We start from the raw sequence: 26,927 nt of genomic DNA on the forward strand, positions 1-26,927 counted from the left end.
CGATAATCTTGCCTCGGTATTCTCTTCGCTCGGTGTTGGACTGGCTACGGGCCGGTTATCCCGAAGGAATCCCTCCCAAGGACCACTTCGCCCTGCTGTCCGTCCTCCGACGCAGGCTGACGGACGAAGACATCGCCGAGATCCTCGAGCTGTCGGTCGCAACGGCACACGAGCACCCGCAGCGGAAGGTGGACTACGACACGCTCCGGAAGATCATCGCGGGGGTGCTGAACGAGCAGCCGACCGACGACGACATCGCACGGGTCACCGAACAGCTGGTCGCGGGAGGATGGCCCGTCGTCGGGACCGACGAACAGGACGACGACATCGAACAGTCCGTTACCGACGGCGCTCGAAACGGTGACCGCGCCACCGGTGACGACCGGCCCACCGGATCGTACTGAGGAGCGTCCGCGATGCTTCCCCCGTTCCTCGCTTCGATCATCGAGTGGCTGCGCGCCGGTTATCCGGAGGGTGTACCCGAACAGGACTACGTGCCGCTGTTCGCCCTCCTCAAGCGGCGACTGTCCGACGACGAGGTCGATCAGGTCGCCGATGCTCTCGTCGACGAAGGCGATCTGCCGATCAGCAAAACCGACATAGCCGTACTCATCACCAAGATCACCAACGAGATGCCGCTCGGGCACGACATCGATCGGGTCCGGGTGCACCTCGAAGCCGGAGGCTGGCCACTGACCGGACATGACTTGTGAGGGCCGAGCTCACCGTCCTCGAAGTTCCGGCCGGAGGCAGGGCCCACGACGTCGTGCCGGCGCTGCAGCACATGCTCGACGGCCAAGGCCCTCCCCTGCTGCCTGTTCCCGCCGGCGACCACCGGGAGATCCGGCGCCTCACCGATGCGCTGCATCCCGGTGAACCGATCGACGACACGGTAGGTCTCGTTGTCGCGACCTCGGGTACCACCGGAACTCCCAAGGGCGCTCAGCTCACTGCGGCAGCCCTGCGCGCCAGCGGAAACGCCACACACGAACGAATCGGCGGCACCGGCTCGTGGCTGCTCGCGCTCCCTGGGCATCACATCGCCGGGATGCAGGTGCTCCTGCGAAGCATTCTGTCGGGCACCGAGCCGGTGATCATGGATGTGTCGCACGGTTTCGACCCCACCGCGCTACCTGCCGCGGTCGCGGCGATGCGCGGGCCGCGACGCTACACATCGATGGTGCCGACCCAGCTCATCAAGGCCCTCGACCATCCGGACGCGGCCGCAGCACTCGCGGAACTCGACGCGATCCTGCTCGGCGGTGCAGCCACCCCCGAACCCGTTCTGCGTCGCGCCCGTGCGGCCGGCATGAATGTGGTGCGCACCTACGGGATGAGTGAGACGTGCGGCGGTTGCGTGTACGACGGTGTACCGCTCACCGGCGTCGATGTCCGTGTCGACGCAGAGAGCCGAGTGTGGCTCGGCGGCACGGTGCTCGCGTCCGGGTACCGCGGCCTGCCTGACCACGGCGCGTTCGCCCGATCGGGGTGGTTCCGCACCGACGACGCCGGACTGTTCGACGACGGGGCCCTCCGCATTCTCGGCCGGCTCGACGAGGCCATCTCGTCCGGTGGGCTCACCGTGGTGCCGCAAGTCGTCGAAGCCGTTCTCATCGAGCACCCCTCAGTGCGGGAGGTTGCGGTGATCGGGCTGCCCGACGACCGACTCGGGCACAGGGTGGCAGCGGTGGTCGTCCCCGAGCACGGCAGCACCCCCACACTCGGGGAACTACGGGAGTGGACGTGCGCAACCCTGGACACGACCGCCGCTCCCCGCGAGTTGCATCTCGTCGACGTGTTGCCGCTGCGTGGGCCGGGAAAGATCGATCGTCGCGCCCTGGTCACCAAGTTCTCTTGAGCGACAGGCCGGGTCCCACCCCCGACGTGCGCGCGCCCAAGTGCGAAGATCGACGAATGGCAACCGCTGGTCAATGGCTCGAAGGAGCCCGCCCCCGTACCCTTCCGAACGCGATCTCTCCCGTCATCGTGGGTACAGGCGCCGCGGCGGCACTCGATGAGGCCGTATGGTGGAAAGCGCTGCTCGCCCTTGTCGTGTCGCTCGCACTGAACATCGGGGTGAACCTCGCCAACGACTACTCCGACGGGATCCGCGGTACCGACGACGAGCGCGTCGGACCGATGCGTCTGGTCGGTTCGGGTGCTGCGTCCCCCGGTGCAGTCAAACGCGCCGCCTTCGCATGTTTCGGAGTCGCCGCGGTTGCCGGTCTCGCGCTTGCCCTGACAAGCGCGTGGTGGCTGATCCTGGTGGGCCTCGTATGCATCGTGGGCGCGTGGTACTACACCGGCGGCCGTAACCCCTACGGCTACAGCGGCCTCGGCGAAGTGGCAGTGTTCGTGTTCTTCGGCCTGGTCGCAGTGCTCGGCACACTCTTCGTGCAGGCCGAGCAACTCACCCTCACCGGACTGGCGGGTGCAGTGGCGATGGGCTGCTTCTCCAGCGCGGTGATGGTGACGAACAACTTGCGTGACATCCCGACCGACACCGAGAGCGGGAAGCGCACGCTGGCCGTCCGGTTGGGTGACCCACGTACCCGCACACTGCACCTGGGGTTGCTCACGACGCCGTTCGTCATGTCGCTCGCGCTGGTGGCGGCGACACCGTGGGCGTTGGTCGGGCTGCTCGCCGCCCCGCTCGCGGTGCGCGCACACGCGCCGGTGCGCTCAGGAGGACTCGGCCTCGATCTCCTGCCCGCATTGCGCGACACCGCCCTCGCGATGCTGGTGTGGGCTGTGACGACGGGTATCGCGCTCGCCTTCGGCTGAGCGCTCGGGACGACGGGTATCGCGCTCGCCTTCGGCTGAGCGCTCGGGACGACGGGTATCGCGCTCGCCTTCGGCTGAACGCTCGGGACGACGGGTATCGCGCTCGCCTTCGCCTGAGATTCTCAGTCCCGGTCGGGAACGATCAGCCCCAGGACGAAGTTGACGATGGCGATGATCAGACCGCCCCAGAAGGCCGCCCAGAATCCCGAGATCGTGAGTCCGCCGTCGAAGAATTCGGCCACCCACGAGGTCAGCCACAGCATCAGGGCATTGATGACGAGCAGGAACAGCCCCAGACTCAGGATGACCAACGGCAGTGACAGCAGCTTCACGAGCGGCTTCACCAGGGCATTGACCACGGTGAAGATCGCGGCGAGGATCAGCAGTTTGATCGCCGTATCGACCGTGAACTCTCCCCCGTCGACGCCGACGATGTCGACACCGGTGACGAGCCTGGCCGCGAGCCACAGCCCGACCGCGTTGATGATCAACCGCAGGATCAGTGAAATCATGCAGACACTGTGACATACGAGCCCCCGAGAGGCGGGCGTGGCTCAAGCGGCAGAATCGAGTTGCTCGATCAGCACCTGCCGGAGGCGGTCGCGAGTCACGTAGGCCTCGATCAGCGAAGTGGTCTCCGAGTCATCGCTCCGGATCACTCCCAGCATGATGTGTTCGGATCCGATCAAGCGGTCGTGATGTGCGATCGCCTCGCGCAGCGACAGTTCGAGAGTTTTCTTGGCATTACGGTCGAACGGGATGTGCCCACCGAACAGATCCGAGAATCGGCCGCCCCGCCCCTTGCCCGTATTCTCCGCCGGCCTGTCGAGCACGCCCTCACCGAAGGTGTCCTCGAGTCGAGCCCGTACAGCATCGAGGTCGATGCCGATCGCCTCTAGGGCCGCGGCGTCGTCCGGCCCCAGCGGCTGACCCTGGTTCATCGCGACCAGATGCGCGCGGACCCCGTCGACCGTCAGACCGACATCCGCGAGCGACGCACGCAGATGCTCCTCGGCGGTGACGAGTACACCGAGCAAGACGTGCCCGGGCGTGATCCGGTCGGCGTTCAGGCGTAGGGCTTCGGCCTGGGCAGCTACGACGGCGGCGCGAGCACTGCCGGAGAATCGTTCGAACATGGATCTACCTGCGCTTCCGGTTGTACTTCTGATGGACGGCCTGTCGGCTCACGTCGAGCGCATCTGCGATCGCCTGCCAAGACCAGCCCTGCCGACGCGCACTCTCGACCTGAATGGATTCGAGTCGTTCGAGTAGGCGCCTCAAGGCAACGACAGCGCGCAACCCTTCGGCAGGGTCGGGACTCGCAGCAGATGCGGCAAGCGTGGTTGCTTCGTCGTTCATGACGTCAATTTAAGTTGACATCATGACAATGTCAACAGAAATTGACGGCGCTGTTCATCAGAAGATCGAAGGGGTGAGCGGTCAGCCGTTCTCGCGCGACTCCCAGCGACCGGTCGCGGCGAACTCCTCCAGTACCGCACCCCACTTCGACGCCTCGAGCCCTTCCGCCGAGAGCCACTCGTCGGAGTAGTACGTACCGGTGTAGCGCTCACCGCCGTCGCACAGCAGGGTCACCACACTGCCTTCCCGACCGCTGGCCAACATCTCGCCGATGAGGCCGAAGGCACCCCAGAGGTTGGTTCCGGTAGATCCGCCGACTCGCCTACCGAGGGCAGTACTGCCGTGACGCATGGCTGCGATGGACGCAGCGTCGGGCACCCGGACCATCCGGTCCACCACCTGCGGCACGAACGAGGGCTCGACGCGCGGGCGGCCTATTCCCTCGATCCGCGATGGCATCCCCGTGGCGTAGTCGACGGAACCGGTCTCGTACGCGCCGAAGAACGCCGAGTTCTCCGGATCCACCACCGCGAGCCTCGTGCGGTGCCGGCGGTATCGGATGTAGCGGCCGATCGTTGCACTGGTTCCGCCGGTACCGGCGCCCACGACGATCCAGTCGGGCACCGGGTGCCGCTCGAGGCGCATCTGCTCGAAGATCGATTCGGCGATGTTGTTGTTTCCCCGCCAGTCGGTGACCCGCTCGGCGTTCGTGAACTGATCGAGGTAGCAACCGCCGAGTTCGTCGGCCAGCCGCTGCGCCTCGGTGTAGATCTCAGGAGGACGGTCGACGTAATGACACCGCCCACCCTGCGCCTCGATCAACGCGACCTTCGCGGGCGAGGTTCGCCGCGGTACCACGGCAACGAAATCGAGGCCGAGGAGTTGCGCGAAGTACGCCTCGCTCACGGCAGTCGAACCGGACGATGCCTCGATGACCGGAGTGTTCTCGCCGATCCATCCGTTGCACAGGCCGTACAGGAACAGAGACCGGGCAAGTCGATGCTTGAGACTGCCGGTAACGTGCGTCGATTCGTCCTTCAGATAAAGGTCGATGCCCCACGCCGCAGGCAGCGGATACCTCAGCAGGTGCGTGTCGGCACTGCGCTGCGCGTCGGCCTCGATCAACCGGACGGCATTGTCGACCCAATCGCGGGACGCGCTGCGATCGACCACGCCCGGACCTGCGTCGGTCACCTCTCGTTCTCGCCGCGGAGGCGACTTTCGAGGTCAGCGCGAGTGGTGCGACGCCGTTCGTCGACCGAGGCAATACCCTCGTTGACCCGTCGGCGCAGCGGAGCGAACAGGACGAGAGAGAGCGGCAATGCGATGAGAACCGCGAACAGTGCCGCGACGAGCAGCGGGATCTCCACACCGAATGCCTGCGGGACGTACAGGATGACAACCGCAAGGACGACGACGAGCGCAAGCCTCGCCAGTGAATACAACGCAACATCACGCACCAGCGTGCCGGTGCCCGAATTGCTCGGATTCGGGATGTTTCGGCCGGAGTCGGACGGGGTATTCGCTGGATCGGAGCGGTGTTCGTCGGTCACTCCACCAGGGTAGCCGTCGATGCCGATTCCGCGGCTTCCGGAAGGCACGCCGATAGCTGGACATCCGTCCGTTTTGTCCATTACTTCCGCTTTACCAACCACTGACCGTTCGAGCAACCAGGGGTTCCGGTGTCAACATGGCGTGGGACAACCCGATCGAACAACCCGATCAAGACAAAACAACCGGGAGGACATTCACAATGAGCGCACCCACCTTCAACGGCGCCAAAGAATCCCTGCTCACCCCCGGCCAGGTCGCCGCCCTCTTCCACGTCGATCCGAAGACCGTGACCCGCTGGGCACATGCAGGCCGCCTCGGTTCACTGCGCACACCGGGCGGACACCGTCGATTCCGCGAGTCCGAGGTCCTCACGCTGCTCCGCTCCCTCACCACCGAAGCCACCCGCTGAGGCGACCCGCCCGGCCTCGGAAACGAAGCCGGGCGGGCCCCTGCCTACCCCACCGCACCTGCCCCACTGCACCCTGCCCCACCGAACTCCGGGCGATCGCGAGAGAACTTCGATGCACCCGCGTCGATGTCACACTCGGACAGGCCGCATAGACTGGGGGAAATCGGACAGTACGACGTCGGAGTCGAAGCGGCGCCGAACGCGGCCAGGAGGTGCATCGTGCTCTATCTGTTGGCACTCATCGGTGCGGTGACGCTCGTCTTCCTGCTGTGGAAAGCATTCGGCCCCGACCTGAACAAGACCCCGACGCGTGGTCTCGGCCCCGACGACGACCCCGAGTTCCTCTGGAAGGTCGATCGCGAGGTGCGCCGTCGGCACACCGACGAATCCGGCCGGACCGACGGTCCGGGCCAGGACAACACCGACTGACCCGAGGTGCCTGCCTACCGTGCGAAACCCGCCGCCACCTCGGCGGCGAGTTGCAGCAGCGCACGTCTGGTTGGAGCCTGCAGTCGCTCCAGGTCGACTTCGGCGCCTTCCTCCAGGTGAGGATCGAACGGCAATAGATGCACCGCTCGGCACCGCTGTTCGAAGTGCCCCACGAGCCGATCGAGGTCGACCTTGCCCGACTTCGGGCGAACAGCGTTGACCACCGCCACCGACCCGGTCACAAGGTCGCGGTAGCCGTGCGCGTCGAGCCAGTCGAGCGTGGCCGACGCACTCCTTGCGCCGTCCACCGAACCCGAACTGATCACCACCAGCGCATCCGTGTTCTCCAGGATTGCGCGCATCGCGGAGTGCATCAGTCCCGTGCCGCAATCGGTCAGCACGATGCTGTAGTAACGCTCGAGCAGCGCGAGGGTCCGTTCGTAGTCCTGCGCACTGAACGCTTCGGAGACAGCGGGATCGCTGTCGGAGGCAAGCACTTCGAGCCGGTGCGCATTCTGCGAGGTGTAGGCACGCGCATCGCTGTACCGCTCGATGCGCTCCTCGTCGCGCAAGAGCGTCCGCACCGTGGCGGACGTTTCCGTCGGCACCTTCTGGCTCAGCGTGCCGCGATCGGGATTCGCATCCACAGCGACCACGCGGTCGCCTCTGAGCGACGCGAACGTCGAACCCAGGGTCGCCGTCGTGGTCGTCTTGCCCACACCACCTTTGAGACTGAGCAGCGCGATCCGATAGCACCCGCGCAGTGGTTGTGAGACCTGCTCGACGAGCTCCCTGCGCCGCTGATCACGTGCGCTGTCGCCCACATCTATCCGTCCCCCGGTCGCGTGGAAGAGCGCACGACGCCATCCTCGTTCGGGCGCAGGGGTGGCCCTGCGGACGAGAAGCGACGAGTCGAGATCCTGAGCCGACAGGTTCCCGGGGCCTGCGCCCGACAGACTTGCCCCTGGTAGCCGTCCGGATCCTTCCGACATCCGCGTTCCCCCCGATCGCAGTTCCTCACGCCGCCGAGGACGATAGCAGGATCAGTTCAGGCCGGCGTACGAGTGCAGGCCGGACACGACCATATTGATGATGAACAAGTTGAACAGCATGGCCACGAAACCCACGACGTTGATCCACGCCGCACGCGTATTGCGCCAGCCCGAGGTCGCGCGGGCGTGGAGATAGGCGGCGTAGATCACCCACGTGATGAACGAGACGGTTTCCTTCGGGTCCCATCCCCAGAACCGGCCCCATGCGGCCTCTGCCCAGATGGCGCCGAGAATGATGCCGATGCCGAAAAGAGGGAAGCCGACGATCGTGGTCCGGTAGGCTAGACGGTCGAGCACCTGAGCGTCGGGCAGTCGCGCTGCAACAGCCCCGAGGATGCCCTTCTCGGAGCCCTTGGGCTGGCGGATCCGCACCAGGAACAGGACGCTCGCAGCGCCGGCGAGAAGGAAGATTCCGCTGCCCACGCTGATGATCGTCACGTGGATCGGCAGCCAGAACGAACGCAGGGCCGGCACCACCGGTGCAGCGTCGGCGTAGAGCACTGTGGCCGCCACGAACATCAACACCGCGATAGGGGCCAGCACGTACACCCACAGGATGCGATAGGCAGGCTTACGCAGCATCACCAGACTGAACACGACCGCCGCAGTGCAGGCCATCGCAACGAACTCGTACATGTTCCCCAGCGGGAAACGTTCGGTCGCCAGGCCGCGCAGCACGATCGATGCAATCATCAACGCCGCGGCCACCACGACGAGGGCGCGGCCCATATTGCCGAATCGCTCCGACAGGGTCCTTCCCGTGGCATTCTCCACGCGTCCCGGGGTCGCCTCGTCGGATCCGACGCCACCGGCAGCGACGAGCTCACGTCGGGCGACCACATTCGAGCGATAGGTCGAGTACTCGACCACGAGCAGCAGCATGGCCAGCACTACTACGGCGAATGCCGCTTCGAAGCTCCAGTCGCTGTACTTCGCGAGGGTGTCGTTCAACGTCATGCTTTCTCCTCCTGTGCCTCGCCGTCGGGCACACGACCGCCTGCTGCGTTCTCACCGAGAAGTCGGGAGACCAGCCGATCGAATTCGTCGCCCCACCCGGCCTGGTCGGTGCGAGCGAGGCCACCGAGCTCTACTACAGTTCGTCGTTCACCGTCAGCAACTGTACCCGCCCGATAGACGCGCACCCACACCCTTCGCCGTTTGACCAGGAGGGACAGCAGCAGACCCGCCATCATCGCGACTGCCGACACCAGCACCCATGATTGGAATGGGTCGTGGGAGACCTGCAGGTTGACGAAGTCGACGGCCCCGTCGAACTTCACCTCGGTGCCGTCGGCCAGTGTGACGCTCTCTCCCGGCTTCAGGTTGACGCGCTCCTGCTTGACCAGTCGACCTTGATTGATCAACTCGGTATTGAGCGAGAAGAGCGACTGCGGGCTGCCGGTGTCGAGACCGGAATCGCCCTTGTAGATGTCGATGGCAACGGCGGGGTCCATCATCGCCGGGAACGCGGACGACAGCAGCGTCCCGTGGAACGCAGCGGTCGGCGCGAAGAGCCCTTCGAGCGCGATCTGATTCTTGCGTCGTTCGTCGGCGTCCGGGAACATCCCGCCGGGCGGATCGAATCGCATCGCACCGCTGCTCAGAAACGTCGTGGCGTCCTCAGGTGCCCACTGCAGCGTTTCGGTGCGTGTCTCACCGTTCGGCCAGGTCACCGTGAAGGTCGGCGCGTAGCCGTGGCCTTGGAGATAGACGCGGTCGCCCCCCACTCTGAGCGGATGGTTGACCTTCAGTTGCGCGTCGCTCCAGACGTTCGCCGCGACATCGTCCCCGTACTGGTACTCGATGTTGGAGGTGAACATCTCGGCCTGACCGTTGTCGAGATAATCCGCAACGAAGTCGTGCACCCGCACGCAGATCGGTGTCAGTCCGGTGCCGTCGAGTTCGATACCGGCGATGAACGAGTCGAACGAGGCGGGCGACGTGGTGCAGAACTCCTCGCCGTTCGCGACCAGGATGCGCTGGCCCTCGTAACCGAAGAGCTTGCCGAGGGCAACCGTGGCGAGCAGCGCGACCAGCGAGATGTGGAAGACGAGGTTCCCCGCTTCTCGCAGATATCCCTTCTCCGCCGAGAGTGTCAGCTCGCCGTCCCGGCCTTTCGCGGTTCCCTCGCGCCGCTCGACGCGCCACCCGCGTAGTTCGCCGCTGATCCGGTCGAGTACCGCACCGGGCTCGTCCTCGAACGTGGTCTCGACGTGATGCGGCAGACGCGAGAGGTTGCGCGGTGCATTGACCGGTCGGGCACGCAGAGCGCGGTAGTACTCGGCGCAGCGCGGCAGGATGCAGCCGATGAGCGAGATGAACAGCAGGGCGTAGATCGCGGTGAACCAGAAGCTGCCGAACACATCGAACAGTTCGAGCCGGTCCATGAAGGGCCCGAGCGTCGGGCGGGCGGCGATGTACTCGTCGACCTTTCCGACATTGAGGTTGCGCTGGGGCAGCAGGGCACCGGGAATGGCGGCGAGCGCCAGGAGGAACAACAGGACCAACGCCGTGCGCATCGATGTCAGTCCGCGCCACGTGTTGCGGACGAACGCCACGGCGCGCCCCATCGGGCTCTGTTTCGGGGCGCCCGGCCGAGGCGCCGAGGTCTGCGTGTCGGTGGCCGTCATCTGATGTTCGACGCGGATCCCCCCTCGTTCACCAGGGAGTACAAGCGCCGACCTCCTTCCAAAGGGTGGGGGCTACGTGGAGCGACCGGATCGGGCCGAGAAGGACATGTGGGGCGGCGTCACACAGGCAAGGTCACGTCCGAAATGAAGGAGTCCCGCACCCAGGACACGAACAGGTCCCACGCGCCGGTGACGAGGGCGATGCCGACGGCAATCAGCATGATGCCGCCGAACAATTGGATGGTCCGGGCATGACTTCTCAGCCATCCGACTCCGCGCAGCGCCCGGGCCGAGCCGAACGCAAGGACGACGAAGGGCAGCCCGAGTCCGATGCAGTACGCCACGATGAGCGTGACCCCGCGGGCAGCCGTCGCGCCTTCGGTGCCTGCGGCGAGCGAGATCACCCCCGCGAGGGTGGGTCCCAGACACGGGGTCCATCCGAGCGCGAAGACCGCGCCGAGCAGTGGCGCACCCGCAAGACTCGAAATCTGCTTCGGCGCGGTACGGGTGTCCCGCTGCAATGCGGGGATCAGGCCGATGAACACCATGCCCATGACGATGGTGACGACACCACCGATCCGCATCAACAGCTCACGGTTGACCGAGAGCAGGGAAATCGCGCCGAACACCGATGCTGTTGCCAGGACGAACACGACGGTGAATCCCGCGACGAACAGTCCTGCTGCTCCCGCCACCCGCAATCGCCCGTCGTCGCGAACCGTGGTGGTGCGTGAGCCGGCCTGCGCTGGGGTGACCGCGGGTGCCTCGGCGCCGACCACGCCCGCAAGATACGACAGGTAGCCGGGCACGAGCGGGACCACGCACGGCGAAGCGAACGACACCAGCCCTGCCAGGAGACAGGCGCCGACAGCCAGGAGAAGCGGTCCGGACGCCGCGGCATTCTGGAAGGCATCGCCTATCCCGGACGCGAGAACTGTCATCACTACTGGTCCTCGGTGGGTTCTGCGGCGATGCGCTCGACGACCGGTTGCAGGTCGCTCGCGAGAAGTTCGGTCAGATAGACCGCCGCGACTCGGTGGTCACGGTCGAGAACGACCGTGGTCGGCACCACGGAGGTCGGATAGTTGCGGCCGAGTGCGAGCAACGAACGCATCGCCGGGTCGTAGATCGACGGGTAGCCGATCTGCTGATCGGTCACGAAGTCCTGTGCCTTGTCCCGCTGGTTGTCGCGCACGTTGATGCCGAGGAAGGCAACTCCGAGGTCCTTGGTCGCCTCGTAGACCTGCTCGAGATCGTCCGCTTCGCTGCGACACGGCGCGCACCACTGGCCCCACACATTGAGGACCACGACCTCGCCGGCGAAGTCGTCGAGGGAGATCGTCTGCCCCTCGTTCATGAGATCCTCCCCCGTCAGCGTGCCGAGGGTGCCGCGGTCCGCGGGCGGATCGTAGAAGATGCGGGTCTCGCCGCCGGGCGAGACGAAGTCGAATGTACCGCCGGTCGCGACCGCGTCGGTGCCCGTCGCGCAGGAGGACAGGAGCAGTGCGCCGCACAACAACCCGCCGATCGCGTGAAGTGCCCTTCTCATGCGCCGTGGACGTTCGGGTCGGAGGCGCCGGCCGGCTCCGAATAGACCAGGTCCACCAGAGTCTCGCCCTCGTACACCAGAGATGTGAGAGAGGCGAGGCTGCACTGCCGGTGGCGCGGGTCGTGCCATAGGCGTTCGCCTTCGAGGAACCGGCGCAGCGTCCACACCGGCAGTTGATGGCTCACACACACGGCCTCGCGACCTGCCGCAGCGGCGCGCGCAGTATTGACCGCGGCCAGCATGCGATGCGCGATCTGCAGGTACGGCTCACCCCAGGACGGTGTGAACGGGTCGCGCAGCTTCCACCAGTGCCGCGGGCGGCTGAGGGCTCCGTCGCCGACAGCGACCTTGAGACCCTCGAAATCGTTGCCCGCCTCGATGAGGTTCTCATCGGTGCGGATCTCGAGACCGTGCTTCTGCGCGATCGGCGACGCGGTCTGCTGGGCACGCTCGAGCGGGGAGGCGACCACGTGCGCGATGTCGTGGTCCGCGAGGGAAGCCGCCACGGCCCGAGCCTGCGCCTCGCCGGTAACCGACAACCGGAAGCCGGGAAGGCGGCCGTAGAGGATGCCGGACGGATTGTGCACCTCACCGTGCCGCAGCACGTGCACGATGGTGCGGGTCTCGGACGGGGCAGCTTCGGTCACGTGCGTGTTCCTCAGGTCGTTGAAGCGGGTGGGTGTCGGGGCGCTCGCGGTCAGGGCGCTCGCGGTCAGGAGGCGGTGGCGGCTGCAGCTGCCTTCGCCGCGTGTGGAAGTGCATCGGCGATCCGGGAGAACGCGTCGTCGTCCAGAACCGAGGAGACGAACCAGGTCTCGAACGCGCTCGGAGGTGCGTAGACGCCGTGCTCGAGCAGGGCATGGAAGAACGCGGGGAATCGCCAGGTCTGCGCGGCCTTTGCCTCGTCGTAGTTGGTGACGGGGTCCGCGGTGAAGAACACGCTGAGCATCGTCCCGGCGTTCTGGATCCGGTTCGGAACACCCTCGGCGGTCAGCGCGTCGCCGAGAAGGCGGCCGAGGGTTGCGGCGTTGCGCTCGAGGGCGGCGTACACGTCCGCGTCGGCCGCGCGCAGGCTCGCGAGGCCTGCGGCCACCGCGACCGGGTTACCGGACAACGTTCCCGCTTGGTAGACCGCGCCCGCCGGCGCCAGGTGCGCCATGACGTCGGCCCGACCGCCGAACGCGGCAGCGGGCAGGCCGCCGCTCATCACCTTGCCGAAGGTCATGAGGTCGCCTGCGACACCGTCGATGCCGTGCCAGCCCGTTGCGCTCGCGCGGAACCCCGTCATGACCTCGTCCATGATCAGCAAGGCGCCGTGGTCGCGGGTCAACGCGCGCAACCCCTCGTTGAACCCGGGTGCGGGCGGGACGGTCCCCATGTTTCCGGCGGCGGCTTCGGTGATCACCGCGGCGATCGCCCCGGGATGCGCGTCGAATGCCGCGCGCACGGCTTCGAGGTCGTTGTACGGGACGACGAGGGTGTCCTCGGCCTGCGCCCCGGTCACACCCGGCGACGTGGGCAGGCCGAATGTCGCGAGCCCGGAGCCCGCATCTGCAAGCAAGGCGTCGACGTGACCGTGATAACAACCCGAGAACTTGATGATCTTCGTGCGGCCGGTGAATCCGCGCGCGAGACGCACCGCGCTCATGGTGGCTTCGGTGCCGGAGTTGACCAGCCGGACCTGCTCGACCGGCGCGATCCGGGCGACGATTTCCTCGGCGAGTTCGACCTCACCGGCAGTAGGGGCACCGAAGGACAGACCCGATGCTGCGGTGGTGCGTACGGCCTCGACGACAGCGGGGTGCGCGTGCCCGAGGATCAACGGTCCCCAGGAACACACCAGGTCGACGTAGGAATTGCCGTCGACATCGGTGAGTGTGTATCCGGATCCCGAGGCAATGAACCGCGGTGTGCCGCCGACCGAACCGAATGCGCGGACCGGGGAATTGACCCCGCCGGGAGTCACCTTCGACGCCCGGGTGAACAGTGCCGTCGAATCGGCGTCGTGGACGGAGGAAGCAGCGGGAGTCGCAGTCACGACGTCCAGTGTCCCAGTTTCCCCCGATTTGCCAAAAAGCCGATCGGTGTGCGATAGGCGCTGTGATTCGGATCTCACTACAGTCTTCATGCGTGTCGGAGCGCCGTGAAGCCCCCATGGGACGGTGTTGCGGCCATAGGGTCGGAACCATGGCGACTACAGGTGAACATCTGAGCAGGGCCCTCGACGGCGCATGGCACAGCGCACGTGAGCGCGCCCGGACGAACATGGCCGACCCGGCATTCGCGCCGCACTACACCCCCGACCTCGAACAGGCCCGCGGCATCACTCTGAAACAGATGCGGTTGCTCGCCGAGCACGGGTACGCCGCGTCGGGATTCTCCGTCGAATCGGGTGGTACCGGAGATGCCGGAGGCGCCGTCGCGTCGATCGAGATGCTCGCGATGTCCGATCTGTCCCTGATGGTGAAAGCCGGCGTGCAGTGGGGCCTGTTCGGCGGGGCGATCGAGAATCTCGGCACGAAGCGTCACCACGACAAATACATCACCCCGCTGATCGACCTGGATCTGCTCGGCTGCTTCGCCATGACGGAGACGGGCCACGGCAGCGACGTACAGGCCCTCGAAACCACCGCCACCTTCGATCCTGCCACCGATGAGTTCGTGATCCACTCCCCTACCCCGTCGGCCCGCAAGGACTACATCGGCGGTGCCGCGCAACACGCGAAGATCGCTGCAGTGTTCGCCCAGCTCGTGACGAACGGCGAGTCGTACGGGGTGCATTGTTTCGTCGTTCCTCTCCGCGACGACGAAGGTAACGATCTTCCCGGTGTGACCACCTCCGATTGCGGATACAAGGGCGGACTTCCGGGGGTCGACAACGGCCGGATCGTGTTCGACAACGTGCGGATACCGCGCGAGAACCTGCTCAACCGGTACGCGGACGTCGAGGCGGACGGCACGTACACCTCCGAGATCGAGAGCGCGAGCCGCCGCTTCTTCACGATGGTCGGCACGCTCGTCCGCGGGCGGGTCACCGTTGGCGGGTCGGCGGGCTCCGCGGCCCGGGTCGCGCTGTCGATCGCGACGCGGTACGCGCTGCTACGGCGTCAGTTCGATGCTCCGGGCCAAGACGACGAGGTGCTCCTGATGGACTACCTGGTCCACCAGCGGCGACTGCTGCCGCACATCGCGAAGTCGTACGCACTGGGCTTCGCTCAGAACGAGCTGATCTCGGCGATGCACCGCATACAGTCGATGCCGCCGACCGACGTGGACCCCCAAGAACAGCGCGAACTCGAAGGCCGCGCCGCCGGCCTCAAGGTGGCCAACACCTGGCACGCGGCCCGCGCCATCCAGGAAGCACGCGAGGCGTGCGGCGGCGCAGGCTACATGGCCGAGAACCGGCTCACCGCACTGCGCGCCGACGTCGACGTGTTCACCACATTCGAGGGCGACAACCACGTGCTCACGCAGCTCGTCGCGAAGGAATTGCTCACGGCGTACGCCGACGAGGTCCGCGGGATGAGTCCAGTGGAGTGGATGAGGTTCGCTGCCGACACGATCTCGGATGTCGTGAAGAAGCGCACCGCGGCGCAGCAGATCATCCAGACGATCCTCGACACACGTCAGGACAACGAGGAGGACGGCAGTCTTTTCAATCGGGGTACCCAGCTGACGATGTTCGAGGACCGCGAGCAGTATCTGCTCTCCACCGCAGCGCGGCGACTGCAGGCCGCCACCAAGCGCGAGGACAACCCGTTCGACGCATTCAACTTCGTGCAGGACCACGTGCTGCACGCCGCGCGGGCCCACATCGACCGGGTCGTCCTGGAGGCCTTCGTCGCGGCCATCGACGACTGCAAGGACGAAACCGCATGCGACCTCCTCTCCGATCTGTGCGATCTGTTCGCGCTGACGGTCATCGACGAGGACAAGGCGTGGTTCATGGAACACCGGCACCTGTCGGTCGAGCGCTCCAAAGCGGTGCTGCGTGGGATCAACGAGAGGTGCCGCACATTGCGGCCGCACGTGATGACGCTCGTCGAGGGCCTCGGCGTACCCGAGTATCTGCTCGGGTCCGCCATGCTCGAACGTGAGGGAGCAACCCACTCCTGAATATCGAGAGGGCCTCAGGCGCCGACCAGCTCACCGAGACGCACGCGGAGCCGGTCGGCGTCCTTGGCCCATGCTCGTACGAACGTCCCGCCCCGCAGCCGCAAGCCGATGGCGGTCCGCCCGCGGGGAACGTTGGCGAGTTCTCCGAGTACACGGGCGCTCTCCCAACGCTGCGGTTCGTCCCACGAATCCATCGCGGGAGGCAGCACCGCCTCGATCTCGCCGACCTCGAGTTCCTCGGTACCCTGCCGCAACCCAGTGCGAGTGAGTTCGACACTGACGTGACGCCGCGCCGCGGTGACCATGAGGTAGGCGAATCCGGCGAGCACGATCGCGAGCACCGGCAGCGCCACCCAGTGCACGACGGGACCTGTCGCGAGTTCGACGATCAACGCCACCGTGCAGAACACAGGACCGAACGCGACCGTGCGCCATCTCGCGCCCGGCTCGTAGAACAGCGACTCGGATACGCCACGAGGTTCGGCCTGGCCGGTCAAGCGGTGAGCGCCCCGGGAATCACGACCAGTAGCGTTGTCACAACACCGAGTACGGCGATCAGACCGATCAGCACGAGTTCGCGACGACGACCGTAGGGCCGGGGTTCCACCTGCATGACGTCCTTACGCTCGACGGAGTGCGGCCACGTGGGCCGACGATGGTGAGCCCACCGTACTCCGCACTGCGCGGTGCGCAAATCCGGTACTGCGCGGTGCGCAAATCCGGGCGCTGTGAGGTCAGTTCTCCGGTAACCGGAGAAAATACGCGTTGGACTCGCGCCGATGCATCAGCACGATCGCACCCACCGTGAGCACGGCCTGGACGATGGAGATGACACCGAGGGCGAGTCCGGATCCACCGCCGACTCCCACACCGAACACCGTCGGTAGCGTCGAGAGGGTCATGAACACACCGATCAGGGTCAGCGCCATGCGTGCCCAGTTCTTGCCCTTGGACATCTGCCGGACCACGAGATAGAGCAGGCCGACGATGGCCAGCCCGAAGACCACGGTGAGGACGACGACCATCGGGATCGCGGCATCGAGGTCGGAGCGGGAGAGTTCCTCCGTCCCGGTGTCGGCTGTCATCTCGACCATCATGTCGACGAGTTCGGTCCGCCCGTTCCAGAGGTCGAATGCCCCGAACAGCAGGGTGACCACGGTGAGAAGCAGAACTCCGCACCACAATTGGTAGGCGGTGACGACGTCCTGCGGGGCCGGCCGGGCGGCGTGTGCGGAAGACCCGGGTGTCGGGGGCAGTGGAAAGCTCACGATAACCTGCCCGCAACTTCGGCAGCCCAGTACGTCAACACGATGTCCGCCCCTGCGCGACGAATCCCGAGCAGCGATTCGTGGATCGCAGCGTCACGGTCGATCCAGCCGTTCGCCGCCGCCGCGGTGATCATCGAGTACTCCCCTGAAATCTGGTATGCGGCAACGGGGACCGGCGACCGGTCGGCCACTTCGCGCAGGACGTCGAGGTACGACATGGCAGGTTTGACCATTATCATGTCGGCTCCCTCGGCCAGGTCGAGGTCGAGTTCGTACAGCGCCTCGCGCCGATTCGCCGGATCCTGCTGGTAGGTACGGCGATCACCTTCGAGCGACGAGCCGACCGCTTCGCGGAACGGCCCGTAGAACGCGGACGAGTACTTCGCGGTGTAGGCGAGCTGGGAGACGTCGGCGTGACCGGCAGCGTCCAGCGCCGCCCGGATCGAAGCCACCTGGCCGTCCATCATGCCGCTGGGCCCGAGCACATGAGCGCCGGATTCCGCCTGTGCCACCGCCATTTCCGCGTACCGCTCAAGCGTTGCGTCATTGTCGACGACACCCGACGCCGCGAGTACCCCGCAGTGCCCGTGGTCGGTGAACTCGTCGAGGCACGTATCGGCCATGATCACCGTGGAGTCGCCGAGTTCACTCCGCAATGCAGCGAGGGAACGGTTGAGCACCCCGTCGGGATCCGTTGCCCCCGACCCGCGCGCATCCTTGTCTTCGGGTCGTGGCACGCCGAACAACATGAGGCCACCGACGCCGGCCTCGACGGCAGCGGTCGCGGCGGTGAGCAGCGAATCGTCGGTGTGCTGGTAGACGCCCGGCATCGACGGGATCTCCCATGGTTCACTGCGGCCGTCGGCGACGAACATCGGAAGCACCAGGTGCCTGGGTTCGAGCGAGGTCTCCCCGACCAGGCGACGCATCGCCGCGGTTGTACGCAATCGGCGGGGACGAATATCGGGGAACATGGCGTCAGGACCCTCATCAGTTCGGGGAGTCGAGCGCGGTTCCGGTAGCGGTCACCACCGGAACCGCGCACGAGTGGGTCAGCGGCGGGCGCGGGACTTCTTCCTCGGCGGAGGCAGGGCGCCCTCGGCACGCAGTCGTGCTGCGTGCTCGGCGAGCGCCTCGACCAATGGACCGACCTGCGCGGTCTCGGGTCGCACGTCCACCCGCAGCCCGAATTCGATCGCGGTCTCTGCGGTCTTCGGGCCGATGCACGCGACGATGGTGCGCGCGTGCGGCTTCCCGGCAATACCGACGAGATTCCGGACCGTGGACGACGAGGTGAAGCACACCGCATCGAAACCGCCGGTCTTGATCATCTCGCGGGTCTCCGCCGGCGGCGGAGCAGCCCGGACGGTGCGGTACGCAGTGACGTCGTCGATCTCCCAGCCGCGCTCACGCAGGCCCTCTGCAAGCGTCTCTGTGGCAATGTCCGCACGGGGCAAGAGCACCCGGTTGACCGGATCGAACACGTCATCGTACGGCGCGAACTCGGCAAGCAGACCCTCGGACGACTGTTCGCCCGTGGGGACGAGTTCCGGGGTGATACCGAACGAACGCACCTTCTCTGCGGTGGCCTGACCGACGCACGCGATCTTCACACCGGAGAATGCGCGGGCATCGAGTCCGAACTCCTCGAACTTCTCCCACACGGCGCGTACAGCGTTCGTCGAGGTGAACACCACCCACTGGTAGCGACCGTCGACCAAGCCCTTGACGGCCCGTTCCATCTGGGCGGGGCTGCGGGGAGGCTCTACGGAGATCGTCGGTACCTCCATCGGAATGGCACCGTGTGAGACGAGCCGATCACTCATCTCACCGGCCTGCTCCTTCGTCCGGGGAACCAGTACGGTCCAGCCGTACAGAGCGCGCGATTCCCACCACGACATCTTGTTGCGCTGCGACACGACCTTGCCGACCGTCACGATCAGCGGTCCGACGAACTCGGAGCCTGCGTCGTTGAGGGTCGCCAGCGTGGCCTCGACGGTACGCTGCTGACGCGTCGTGCCGCGCACCGTGATGGCGGCGGGGGTCTGCGGAGCAATTCCGTGTTCGACGAGCGCGCTCGCGGTCTCGGCGAGATGTCCGGACGTCGCGTGCAGCACCAACGGGCCGGGAGCAGCGGCCAAGGCCGCCCAGTCGACCTCGCCGCGGACGTCGGCCTCGGTGTGGGACGACCCGAGGGCCATACCCGCGTAGCTCGGAACTGCGGAACCGGCGGGCAGTCCGGGAAGCACCTCGAACACCACCTGTGTGCGTGCCACAGCGTTGACCTCGGCGATCACAGAGTCGGTGGTCAACGGATCGCCCGCGACGAGACGCACCACGTCGTGGCCGTTCTTCGCTTCGGCGACCAGCGTCTTGGCGACCTCGGTGGGCTCCCCCAGTGCGGGACGCACGTCGGCGATCGGCTCGCCTGTCTCCGGGTCGGTGCCGAGGTCGGTGCCGACCAGAGCGACGACATCCCTGTCGACGTCCGGGTCGGTGAAGGCGATCGTGGCGCCCGTGAGGGCGTCGCGCGCTCGGACGGTGAGCAACGCCGGGTCGCCGGGACCCGATCCCACGAACAGGATCCGTCCGGGAGTGTTCTTACGGACTCGGCTCATCGGTTGTTCTCCAGTGCAATCAAATCTGCGGTAAGGGAAATTCGGGGCTGAACGGAAGCGTCAATCATCGGCGGCCCACTGCTCGTCGTCGACGATCAGTTCTTTCGCGCCGAGGTCGAGCAATTCTCGGGCGAGTGCCCTTCCGAGTTCCTCTGCGCGGTCGGGTGAACCGACGATGCTCGCGCGGAGCACGTCCGAGCCGTCGTGTGCGGCCGCGCACCCGCGTACGGACAGTTCCTCGAAGACACGGCCGTCGTCGTCGAGCGACTCGACGACCTCTGCGATCGCGCCGACCGGCGCGGTGCACCCTGCTTCGAGCTCGGCGAGCAGTGCACGCTCGGCGACAACCGCCGCGCGACTCGCCGGATCATCGAGCCGGGAGAGGATTCCGATCAGGGCGTCGTCCTCGGCGCGGCACTCGACGGCGAGCGCTCCCTGAGACGGCGCGGGCAGCATCTGGACGGGCTCGAGCGCTTCGGTGACCCGGTCGAGCCGCCCGATCCGTGACAGTCCCGCGCGGGCGATGACGATCGCGTCGAGCTCGCCCGAATCGACCTTGCCGATGCGGGTGTCGATGTTGCCGCGCAACGGCTCCAGCTGCAAACCGAGGCCCATCGCCGCCAGCTGGGCGCGGCGACGCGGAGCGGACGTGCCTACCTTCGACCCGGCGGGCAGTTCTCCGAGTACCAGCCCGTCGCGAGCAACCAGGGCATCGCGCGGGTCCTCACGAGGAGGGACCGCCGCGACGACCATGCGCGGATCCTGCTTCGTGGGCAGGTCCTTGTACGAATGCACCGCCACGTCCACTTCGCCGGCCAGCAGGGCCTCGCGGAGTTCTGCGGTGAACACACCCACACCGATGCGCTGCACAGGCCCGGGTGTGATATCGCCCTTCGTCGTGATGACCACGAGCTCTGCCGGATGCCCGGCTGCGATCAGGGCGTCGCGGACAGTGCCTGCCTGCGTGGTGGCGAGCACGCTGCCCCGAGTACCGATGCGCAATGTGCGCTGCTCGCGCGATGCGTCGATCCGGGTGGCTTCGGCGCTCATACCTTGCCGTCCTTTCGTGGAGCACGCAGCTCCGTCGTGATGACCGGATCAAGTGCGGCGGACAGATCCGCCGACGTGGTCGGGTCGGTCAGAGACCCCAGTTCCTTCGTGGGAGTCGCAACTGCTTCGACTGCCCCTGGTCGCAGCTCGAACAACTCCCGCAGTGCCTCGGCATACTGGTCGCCCCCCGGCGTCGAAGCAAGCTGCTTGACCCGCACGGTCGGTGCGTGCAGCAACTTGTCGACGACACGGCGCACGGTGCGCGCGACCTCGTCGCGTTGACCGTCCCCGAGATCGGGGAGCCGGGAATCGAGGCGCATGAGTTCGCCCTCGACAACTTCCGCCGCACGCTGGCGCAGTGCGGTGACAGTGGGCGTCACCTCCGCGAGCCGCTGTGTGGTCAGGTATCCGGCGAGCTCGGACGCCACGATGGCGCGCGCTGCCTCGGCATCGGCGGAGGCAGCACCCGCAGCGGGGTCGCGCTGTAGTGCCTCCATGTCGAAGACCGTCACGCCGGGGAGCCCCGACACCGTGGGTTCGACGTCGCGGGGAAGCCCGAGATCGCAGATGGCCAGCGGGCGTTCACCGCGTTCGGACTGCGCGAGTGCGCGGTGGGCGTCAGCGAGGGTGACGACCGTGCCGACCGCTCCGGTGCAGGTGACAGCGACATCGGCCTGGGCAAGGGCAGCGGCAAGATCACCGAAATCGACGACCTGAGCGTCGACGCCGTTGCCGCGGGCCGTGGCGGCGAGGCGTTCGGCGCGGTCGCGGGTACGGTTCGTGAGAATGATCTCGGCAACGCCCGAACGGGTCAGGTGCGCTACCGCGAGACCGCCCATTGCGCCTGCACCGATCACTGCGGCGGTGCGCCCCTGCAGACCGCCGTTGCCGAACAGCGCACCGGCCTTGTCGAGTGCGACCGACACGACCGACGCGCCTGCTGCGTCGATCCCGGTTTCCGAATGCACACGCTTACCGACTCGCAACGCCTGCTGAGCGAGTTCGTGCAATGCACGCCCTGCAGCCTGCTGCGCATCGGCGGTCGCGTAGGCGGTGCGGATCTGTCCGAGAATCTGCTGCTCACCGACGACCATGGAGTCGAGGCCGCTGGCCACCGCGAAGAGATGCTCCGCGGCAGCCTCGCTGTAGCGCACGTATGCGTGCTTGTGCAGGTCTGCGAGAGTGAGTCCGGCGTGCTCCGACAGCAATTCGCTGACGTCGGCGAGCGCACCGTGGAACGCATCGACGACTGCATAGATCTCGACCCTGTTGCAAGTCGAGACGATCATCGCCTCGGAGATGTGATCCGACGCCATCATCTTGTCGGTCAGCTTGGGTCGATCGGTGTCCGCGACGGCCACCTTCTCGAGAACCGATACCGGGGCGCTCCGGTGCGAAATGCCAACGAGGAGGACACTCACGGTGCAATCACCGATCCGTTTCTGGTCACGGCCGAACCCAAGGGGCCCGCCTTGCCTGTTCTGGATCGCCGAGCCGGACTCGGCGTGGACACAGCAGACCCGTGCGGGCCGCGGGCGGGCTGAACACTCGCAGTGTGCGCTTCCCCGGCAACCCGGAGAAGTTGTTCGTTTCGTGCGCTGTTGAACGAGAGCACCTGCAGTTCGACCGCGAGGTCGACGCGGCGCACCTCGACATGATCGGGCACCTCGAGCTCGATCGGCGCGAAGCTCAGGACACTGCGGACGCCGGAACGCACGAGCACATCGCAGACGTCCTGCGCTGCATCCTCGGGTGTGGCCACGACACCGATGGTGGCGCCCAGCTCGTGAGCGTCGGATTCGAGCCGGTCGACGCCCCGGACCACAAGGCCACCGACGGTCGTCCCCACCAGAGCCGGGTCGGCATCGAACAGCCCCGCGAGGGTGAAGCCGCGACGATCGAATCCGGGATAGCAGGCGAGAGCGCGCCCGAGACTGCCCACTCCTACGAGAACGACGTGGTGGCCGCGATCGAGCCCGAGCGCATTCTCGATGCGTGCCTGCAGGCGAACGACGTCGTAGCCGACGCCGCGCACGCCGTTGGGGCCGAGGAACGAGAGGTCCTTGCGGAGCTTCGCCGAACCGACCCCGGCGGCGCTCGCCAATTCTTCACTCGAGACGATGAGTGTGCCCGCTTCGGAGAGGCTTCCGAGGACCCGCAGATAGTTGGCGAGACGCGTCACAGTAGCCTGGGGGATGTCCCGGTGCTGAAAGCCAGGCGCGACACGATCGGAATTCGGAGTGGCACCCTCGCCGGTCCCGGCGTTGCCGCGGGCGTCGTCGCCCTGCGGTGGGTGCGGTTGCGTCACGTTCGTGGCTCCTCGTCCGGCCGGTGGACACGTCCGGCCTCACGGTGATCCGGGATTTCGTCCTCACCACGGTAACCGCTTGTGAAGCCATGCACAAAGTTGCTCGAAGGCCCCCGAATGTGCTTCCCACCTGCGTCACGACCGGGAGCGACAGCGTCACCGGGCGAGATCTGCGCGCAATCGCTGCTCGTCGACCTCCCAGTAGCTGTGCTCCTTGCCGTCGAGGAGCACAACAGGGAGACGGTCCCCGAACTCGGCCCGCAATTCGGGGTCGTCAGCGGCGGCTTCGTCGACATCGATGCAGGTGACCTGCACCCCGAAGTCCGCACACAGTGCTTCGAGAACGGTGCGCGCAGGTCCGCAACTACCGCACCCCGCGCGAATCAGGAGCGTCACCTCGTGTGCAGATACAGGGGTTCCGGCCGGGCCGGAGTGTCGATCGCTCATGACCTCCACTGTGCGGCATGGGCCCCGGAGACGAACGTCACACCCGGGCAGCACCTGAACGCCGAACCCTGATAGCGCGTCCACCACGGGCTACGCTTGCGGCGGGTCGTGCGTTGGGGTGTGACGACAGGTCGGCACGACCGTCACGACGCTGGAGGTGCGAGTGCCTGAACGTTTGTTGCCATACGGGCGGGGTATGGGTGAAGCGTGGGCACGGTTCATCCGTCCCGGCCGGCGCCGGTTGTCGCGCAAATTCGGCCCGAGCGAAGAAGAGGTCCGCGCGAACCTCGCCGGCGAAGCGAGTGCCGATGCGGCACTCGCCTTGCACGGTGCCCGGACAGAACCGGAAGCAGCGCCCGAGCCGGGAGCCGAGCCCGGCGCACGCGGCGCGATCGATCTGACCGCAGCCGCCTTCTTCGACGTCGACAACACGATGGTGCAGGGCGCGTCGATCATCCACTTCGCCCGCGGCCTCGTTGCGCGCAACTACTTCCGTAAGACCGACCTCTTCGAGTTCGCGTGGCAACAGGTGAAGTTCCGGATCACGGGTAAGGAGAACAGCGCCGACGTCGCAAGCGGCCGCGACAAGGCACTGTCCTTCGTGCAGGGCAGGTCCACAGCCGAACTCCGCCGACTCGGCGAAGAGGTCTACGACGACATAATCGCCGACAAGATCTGGCCGGGCACCCGCATGCTCGCGCAGATGCATCTCGACGCGGGCCAACAAGTGTGGCTCGTCACGGCCACCCCGGTCGAACTCGCCGACGTCATCGCCAAACGCCTCGGCCTGACCGGCGCCCTGGGAACCGTTGCAGAGTCCGAGAACGGGGTGTTCACGGGCCGTCTGGTCGGCGACATCCTGCACGGACTCGGCAAGGCGCACGCGGTGCGTGCCCTCGCGATCCGGGAGGGCCTGAATCTCAAACGGTGCACTGCGTACTCCGACAGCCACAACGACGTGCCGATGTTGTCGCTCGTGGGTACGGCGGTCGCGATCAATCCCGATCCCGATCTGCGGCAGGTTGCACGCACCCGGGGGTGGGAAGTACGCGACTTCCGCACGGCACGTAAGGCAGCGAAGGTCGGAGTGCCGACGGCTCTCGGCCTCGGCGCGGCCGGCGGCGCGGTCGCCATTGCGCTCGGACGGCGCCGCGACCGAGCCGCCTGACCCGGCCTGACCTCAGCCGAGAAATACGTTCCTGCGGCGAGTGAGCAATTTGTAGAGCGTCTGCTGAATCACTTCACGAACGTGGTCGGTGACCTCGAACAACACCATCGGATCATCGGCCGCCACTTCGTCGTGGACGTCGGTCGCAATGGGCGTACCGAATTCGATGTACCACTTGGACGGCAACGGCACCGCACCGAGCGGGCCGAGGGCGGGAAAGAGCGGCGTGATCGGGAAGTAGGGCAACCCGGCCAACCGTGCAAGCGAGGTGAGATTGCCGATGTTCGGGTAGATCTCCTCGGATCCCACGATCGAGCACGGAATGATCGGTGCTTGTGTCTTCAGCGCTGCCGAGACGAAACCGCCGCGTCCGAAGCGCTGCAGCTTGTATCGCTCCTTGAACGGCTTGCCGAGCCCCTTGTACCCTTCCGGGAACACAGCGACGACCTGGTCTTGTTCGAGAAGCCGTTCGGCATCGGGATGGCACGCGAGGGTGTGCCCCGCTTTACGCGCCACGGTGCCGACGACCGGCATGTCGAAGGCGAGATCGGCCGCAAGCATCCGCAGCGGCCGGTGTGCGCGGTCGTGCACGGCGACGGAGGTCATCAGGGCGTCGACGGGCAGAGTGCCCGCGTGATTCGCGACGATGAGTGCACGCCCGTCGGTGGGAATGTTCTCCACCCCCCGTACTTCGACGCGGAACCACTTGTCGAACAGTGGACGCAGCGTGGGCATGAGGATGTTGTCGTTGAAATGCGGGTCGAAACCGAAGTCGTCGACCTCGTAGTCACCTGTGATCCGCCGCCTGAGGAACTCCGCGCCCCCTGTCACGTGCCCGATCAGAGCGGTGCGCAGATCATCGAGGAATCCGTCGACGACGGTGTGCTGCGGTGGGGCATCCCCGGCCGGGGCGCCTTGCGACGGATGCACGTCGAAGGACTCCGCGGGCCGGCCCGAAGCGGTGCGCCGACTTCCTCCGTGCAACGGTATGACCTTGGCAACCTGAGTCATCGCACCTCCGTCCGCTCCCCAAGAGTGGAAAGCAGCATCGATTCGGCCTTGTCGACCCATTCGGACTTCACGATGCGGGACATCCCGATTCCTCGCGCGAAGTCGTCGAGGGCTTCCTTGGTGGTCCAGCGTGGTTCGAATCCGAGTTCTTCGCGCATGCGTGTCGTGTCGAGTCCGCATCCGAAGTGGAAGTAGTCGAGTTCTTCCTTCGTGAACGACTTCATGACCGATCCCACAAGAGCGTGACCCACGTTGCGGAACAGGCCGTAGGGCATCGGCACGGTCAGGCCACCTGCGCGTCGGACGGCCTGTGTCATCATCACGATGCCGTCGCCTGCCACGTTGTAGGTACCGGACGGACCGCCCAGTGTTGCGCACTCGAGAGCGCCGAGCGCATCCTCCTCGTGCAGCAACTGCAATCGTGCGTCGCGACCGAGGACATTGGGAACCAGCGGTGAGGTGAGGTAGTTCGAGACCGAACCGGGCAGGCGGTTCCCGACGGTGGGCGCGAGCCGCAGGATCGTGGTGGCGATGTCGCTGCGTCGCCGGGCCAGACCTCGCAGGTAACCCTCGATCTCGATCATGTCGCGGGCGAACGCGCCGGTGGGGCGGCGCCGCGCGCTCATCTCCTCCGTGAATTTCACGGGGTCCTTGGCGCTCGAGCCGTAGACGACCGACGACGACCGCAACACGACCTTGCGTACCGACGGCGCCTTCTGGCACACCGCGAACAGTTGCATCGCGCCGATGACGTTCATGTCTTTCATCGCGGCGCGTGCTCCCGATTTGGGCGCCTTGGTGACCGCTGAGGCGTGCACGACGGTGTCGACGTTCATGTTTCTGATGACCTTGCCGATCAGTGGATTCCTGATGTCGGCGAGGACGAATTCGGCGCGCCCCATGCGTCGGTGCATGTCTTTGGTGGGCGACTGGGTATCGACCGCGATGACACGTTCGATGTCGGGGTTCTGAGCCAGCCGGGTGACGAGGAAGCCACCGAGGAATCGGCTCGCACCCGTCACCAATACGACACCTGGCGGCTCGGCCTGTCGCCCGTGTGAAGTCACAGCACCCCCTGCTTGCAGAACATCTCCGTCGGCGATCCCACCTCGACCGCAGGACGGTATGCGCTACAACAATACGGTGACATCGGCAACATCGCATGACACCCGGGT

30 protein-coding genes are annotated in these 26,927 nt (G+C 66.4%); 8 read left to right on the plus strand and 22 right to left on the minus strand.

The features are described 5' to 3' along the window. Positions 1-8 precede the first annotated feature (8 nt). Genes HCA61_RS20410 through HCA61_RS20425 form a run of 4 tightly spaced genes read left to right on the plus strand, consistent with a single transcriptional unit; the run spans position 9 to position 2,784 of the window. Positions 9-404 (plus strand): DUF3349 domain-containing protein, encoded by a 396-nt coding sequence (locus HCA61_RS20410; RefSeq protein ID WP_169690020.1) that lies wholly within the window; start codon positions 9-11, stop codon positions 402-404. Positions 405-416: 12 nt separating this feature from the next. Beyond that, the gene (locus HCA61_RS20415; RefSeq protein ID WP_054718026.1) at positions 417-713 is read left to right on the plus strand and encodes a DUF3349 domain-containing protein; all 297 of its coding nucleotides are present in this window, start codon (positions 417-419) and stop codon (positions 711-713) included. Beyond that, positions 710-1,858: an o-succinylbenzoate--CoA ligase gene (gene menE, locus HCA61_RS20420; RefSeq protein WP_169690021.1), complete on the plus strand. Its 1,149-nt coding sequence runs from the start codon at positions 710-712 to the stop codon at positions 1,856-1,858. Before HCA61_RS20415 ends, menE begins: the two co-directional genes overlap by 4 nt. Before the next feature lie 56 nt (positions 1,859-1,914). Then, positions 1,915-2,784: a 1,4-dihydroxy-2-naphthoate polyprenyltransferase gene (locus HCA61_RS20425; RefSeq protein WP_169690022.1), complete on the plus strand. Its 870-nt coding sequence runs from the start codon at positions 1,915-1,917 to the stop codon at positions 2,782-2,784. Positions 2,785-2,906: 122 nt separating this feature from the next. On the opposite strand, the gene HCA61_RS20430 is transcribed toward HCA61_RS20425, so the two are convergent. The 5 genes from HCA61_RS20430 to HCA61_RS26435 form a co-directional block, all read right to left on the minus strand. Next, positions 2,907-3,296 carry a phage holin family protein gene (locus tag HCA61_RS20430; RefSeq protein ID WP_169690023.1) on the minus strand — a complete coding sequence of 130 codons (390 nt, stop codon included), beginning with the start codon at positions 3,294-3,296 and terminating at the stop codon, positions 2,907-2,909. A 42-nt stretch (positions 3,297-3,338) separates the two neighbouring features. Beyond that, the gene (locus tag HCA61_RS20435; RefSeq protein ID WP_169690024.1) at positions 3,339-3,920 is read right to left on the minus strand and encodes a Clp protease N-terminal domain-containing protein; all 582 of its coding nucleotides are present in this window, start codon (positions 3,918-3,920) and stop codon (positions 3,339-3,341) included. 4 nt (positions 3,921-3,924) lie between these two features. Next, positions 3,925-4,143, minus strand: a complete 219-nt coding sequence (locus tag HCA61_RS20440) for a helix-turn-helix domain-containing protein (protein ID WP_169690025.1) — start codon at positions 4,141-4,143, stop codon at positions 3,925-3,927. A gap of 81 nt (positions 4,144-4,224) precedes the next feature. After that, positions 4,225-5,337 carry a PLP-dependent cysteine synthase family protein gene (locus HCA61_RS20445; protein WP_169690026.1) on the minus strand — a complete coding sequence of 371 codons (1,113 nt, stop codon included), beginning with the start codon at positions 5,335-5,337 and terminating at the stop codon, positions 4,225-4,227. Further along, positions 5,334-5,639, minus strand: coding sequence for a DUF4229 domain-containing protein (locus HCA61_RS26435; protein ID WP_247273420.1), 306 nt, complete (start codon positions 5,637-5,639; stop codon positions 5,334-5,336). Before HCA61_RS26435 ends, HCA61_RS20445 begins: the two co-directional genes overlap by 4 nt. A 257-nt stretch (positions 5,640-5,896) precedes the next feature. On the opposite strand from HCA61_RS26435, the gene HCA61_RS20455 reads away from it, so the two are divergent. After that, complete coding sequence (locus HCA61_RS20455) at positions 5,897-6,106, plus strand: BldC family transcriptional regulator (protein WP_072704338.1); 210 nt, start codon at positions 5,897-5,899, stop codon at positions 6,104-6,106. A 219-nt stretch (positions 6,107-6,325) separates the two neighbouring features. Then, complete coding sequence (locus HCA61_RS20460) at positions 6,326-6,535, plus strand: hypothetical protein (RefSeq protein ID WP_169690028.1); 210 nt, start codon at positions 6,326-6,328, stop codon at positions 6,533-6,535. Positions 6,536-6,549: 14 nt separating this feature from the next. On the opposite strand, the gene HCA61_RS20465 is transcribed toward HCA61_RS20460, so the two are convergent. From HCA61_RS20465 to hemL, 7 genes are all read right to left on the minus strand, one after another. Further along, positions 6,550-7,527, minus strand: coding sequence for a MinD/ParA family protein (locus HCA61_RS20465; protein WP_169690029.1), 978 nt, complete (start codon positions 7,525-7,527; stop codon positions 6,550-6,552). A gap of 51 nt (positions 7,528-7,578) precedes the next feature. Next, positions 7,579-8,544, minus strand: coding sequence for a c-type cytochrome biogenesis protein CcsB (gene ccsB, locus HCA61_RS20470; protein WP_169690030.1), 966 nt, complete (start codon positions 8,542-8,544; stop codon positions 7,579-7,581). Further along, the gene (locus HCA61_RS20475) at positions 8,541-10,217 is read right to left on the minus strand and encodes a cytochrome c biogenesis protein ResB (RefSeq protein ID WP_169690031.1); all 1,677 of its coding nucleotides are present in this window, start codon (positions 10,215-10,217) and stop codon (positions 8,541-8,543) included. The genes ccsB and HCA61_RS20475 overlap by 4 nt, the downstream gene beginning before the upstream one ends. 119 nt (positions 10,218-10,336) lie before the next feature. Beyond that, positions 10,337-11,158 carry a cytochrome c biogenesis CcdA family protein gene (locus HCA61_RS20480; protein ID WP_169690032.1) on the minus strand — a complete coding sequence of 274 codons (822 nt, stop codon included), beginning with the start codon at positions 11,156-11,158 and terminating at the stop codon, positions 10,337-10,339. 2 nt (positions 11,159-11,160) lie between these two features. Further along, positions 11,161-11,766 carry a TlpA disulfide reductase family protein gene (locus tag HCA61_RS20485; RefSeq protein ID WP_169690033.1) on the minus strand — a complete coding sequence of 202 codons (606 nt, stop codon included), beginning with the start codon at positions 11,764-11,766 and terminating at the stop codon, positions 11,161-11,163. Continuing rightward, positions 11,763-12,413, minus strand: coding sequence for a histidine phosphatase family protein (locus tag HCA61_RS20490; RefSeq protein WP_169690034.1), 651 nt, complete (start codon positions 12,411-12,413; stop codon positions 11,763-11,765). The genes HCA61_RS20485 and HCA61_RS20490 overlap by 4 nt, the downstream gene beginning before the upstream one ends. 65 nt (positions 12,414-12,478) lie before the next feature. After that, positions 12,479-13,804 carry a glutamate-1-semialdehyde 2,1-aminomutase gene (gene hemL, locus HCA61_RS20495; protein ID WP_247273083.1) on the minus strand — a complete coding sequence of 442 codons (1,326 nt, stop codon included), beginning with the start codon at positions 13,802-13,804 and terminating at the stop codon, positions 12,479-12,481. 149 nt (positions 13,805-13,953) lie between these two features. Here hemL and HCA61_RS20500 point away from each other — a divergent pair, with 149 nt between their 5' ends. After that, entirely contained in the window at positions 13,954-15,882 is a 1,929-nt protein-coding gene (locus HCA61_RS20500; RefSeq protein ID WP_169690036.1) for an acyl-CoA dehydrogenase, read from the plus strand. A 14-nt stretch (positions 15,883-15,896) separates the two neighbouring features. Here the strand turns inward: HCA61_RS20500 and HCA61_RS20505 are convergent, their stop codons facing one another. The 8 genes from HCA61_RS20505 to HCA61_RS20540 form a co-directional block, all read right to left on the minus strand. After that, positions 15,897-16,379, minus strand: coding sequence for a hypothetical protein (locus tag HCA61_RS20505; RefSeq protein ID WP_169690037.1), 483 nt, complete (start codon positions 16,377-16,379; stop codon positions 15,897-15,899). Positions 16,380-16,616: 237 nt separating this feature from the next. Continuing rightward, positions 16,617-17,150, minus strand: a complete 534-nt coding sequence (locus tag HCA61_RS20510) for a hypothetical protein (RefSeq protein WP_247273086.1) — start codon at positions 17,148-17,150, stop codon at positions 16,617-16,619. After that, positions 17,147-18,124 (minus strand): porphobilinogen synthase, encoded by a 978-nt coding sequence (hemB, locus tag HCA61_RS20515; protein WP_169690038.1) that lies wholly within the window; start codon positions 18,122-18,124, stop codon positions 17,147-17,149. Before hemB ends, HCA61_RS20510 begins: the two co-directional genes overlap by 4 nt. A gap of 78 nt (positions 18,125-18,202) precedes the next feature. Next, positions 18,203-19,768, minus strand: coding sequence for a bifunctional uroporphyrinogen-III C-methyltransferase/uroporphyrinogen-III synthase (locus tag HCA61_RS20520; RefSeq protein WP_169690039.1), 1,566 nt, complete (start codon positions 19,766-19,768; stop codon positions 18,203-18,205). Between the two features lie 60 nt (positions 19,769-19,828). After that, positions 19,829-20,818 (minus strand): hydroxymethylbilane synthase, encoded by a 990-nt coding sequence (gene hemC, locus HCA61_RS20525; protein WP_169690040.1) that lies wholly within the window; start codon positions 20,816-20,818, stop codon positions 19,829-19,831. Beyond that, positions 20,815-22,239, minus strand: a complete 1,425-nt coding sequence (locus tag HCA61_RS20530) for a glutamyl-tRNA reductase (protein WP_169690041.1) — start codon at positions 22,237-22,239, stop codon at positions 20,815-20,817. Before HCA61_RS20530 ends, hemC begins: the two co-directional genes overlap by 4 nt. Further along, complete coding sequence (locus HCA61_RS20535; protein WP_169690042.1) at positions 22,236-23,126, minus strand: redox-sensing transcriptional repressor Rex; 891 nt, start codon at positions 23,124-23,126, stop codon at positions 22,236-22,238. The genes HCA61_RS20530 and HCA61_RS20535 overlap by 4 nt, the downstream gene beginning before the upstream one ends. A 156-nt stretch (positions 23,127-23,282) precedes the next feature. Next, entirely contained in the window at positions 23,283-23,573 is a 291-nt protein-coding gene (locus tag HCA61_RS20540) for a glutaredoxin family protein (protein WP_169690043.1), read from the minus strand. A gap of 196 nt (positions 23,574-23,769) precedes the next feature. Between HCA61_RS20540 and HCA61_RS20545 the strand changes: the two genes are divergently transcribed. Beyond that, on the plus strand, positions 23,770-24,741 hold the full coding sequence (locus tag HCA61_RS20545) for an HAD-IB family hydrolase (RefSeq protein WP_169690044.1): 972 nt from the start codon (positions 23,770-23,772) through the stop codon (positions 24,739-24,741). A gap of 12 nt (positions 24,742-24,753) precedes the next feature. Here the strand turns inward: HCA61_RS20545 and HCA61_RS20550 are convergent, their stop codons facing one another. Together HCA61_RS20550 and HCA61_RS20555 are read right to left on the minus strand one after the other, a co-directional pair. Next, positions 24,754-25,752, minus strand: a complete 999-nt coding sequence (locus HCA61_RS20550; RefSeq protein ID WP_169690045.1) for a lysophospholipid acyltransferase family protein — start codon at positions 25,750-25,752, stop codon at positions 24,754-24,756. Next, complete coding sequence (locus HCA61_RS20555) at positions 25,749-26,819, minus strand: NAD-dependent epimerase/dehydratase family protein (RefSeq protein WP_169690046.1); 1,071 nt, start codon at positions 26,817-26,819, stop codon at positions 25,749-25,751. The genes HCA61_RS20550 and HCA61_RS20555 overlap by 4 nt, the downstream gene beginning before the upstream one ends. Positions 26,820-26,927 lie beyond the last annotated feature (108 nt).

This window comes from Rhodococcus sp. HNM0563, from assembly GCF_012726195.1.
GTDB lineage: Bacteria > Actinomycetota > Actinomycetes > Mycobacteriales > Mycobacteriaceae > Rhodococcus.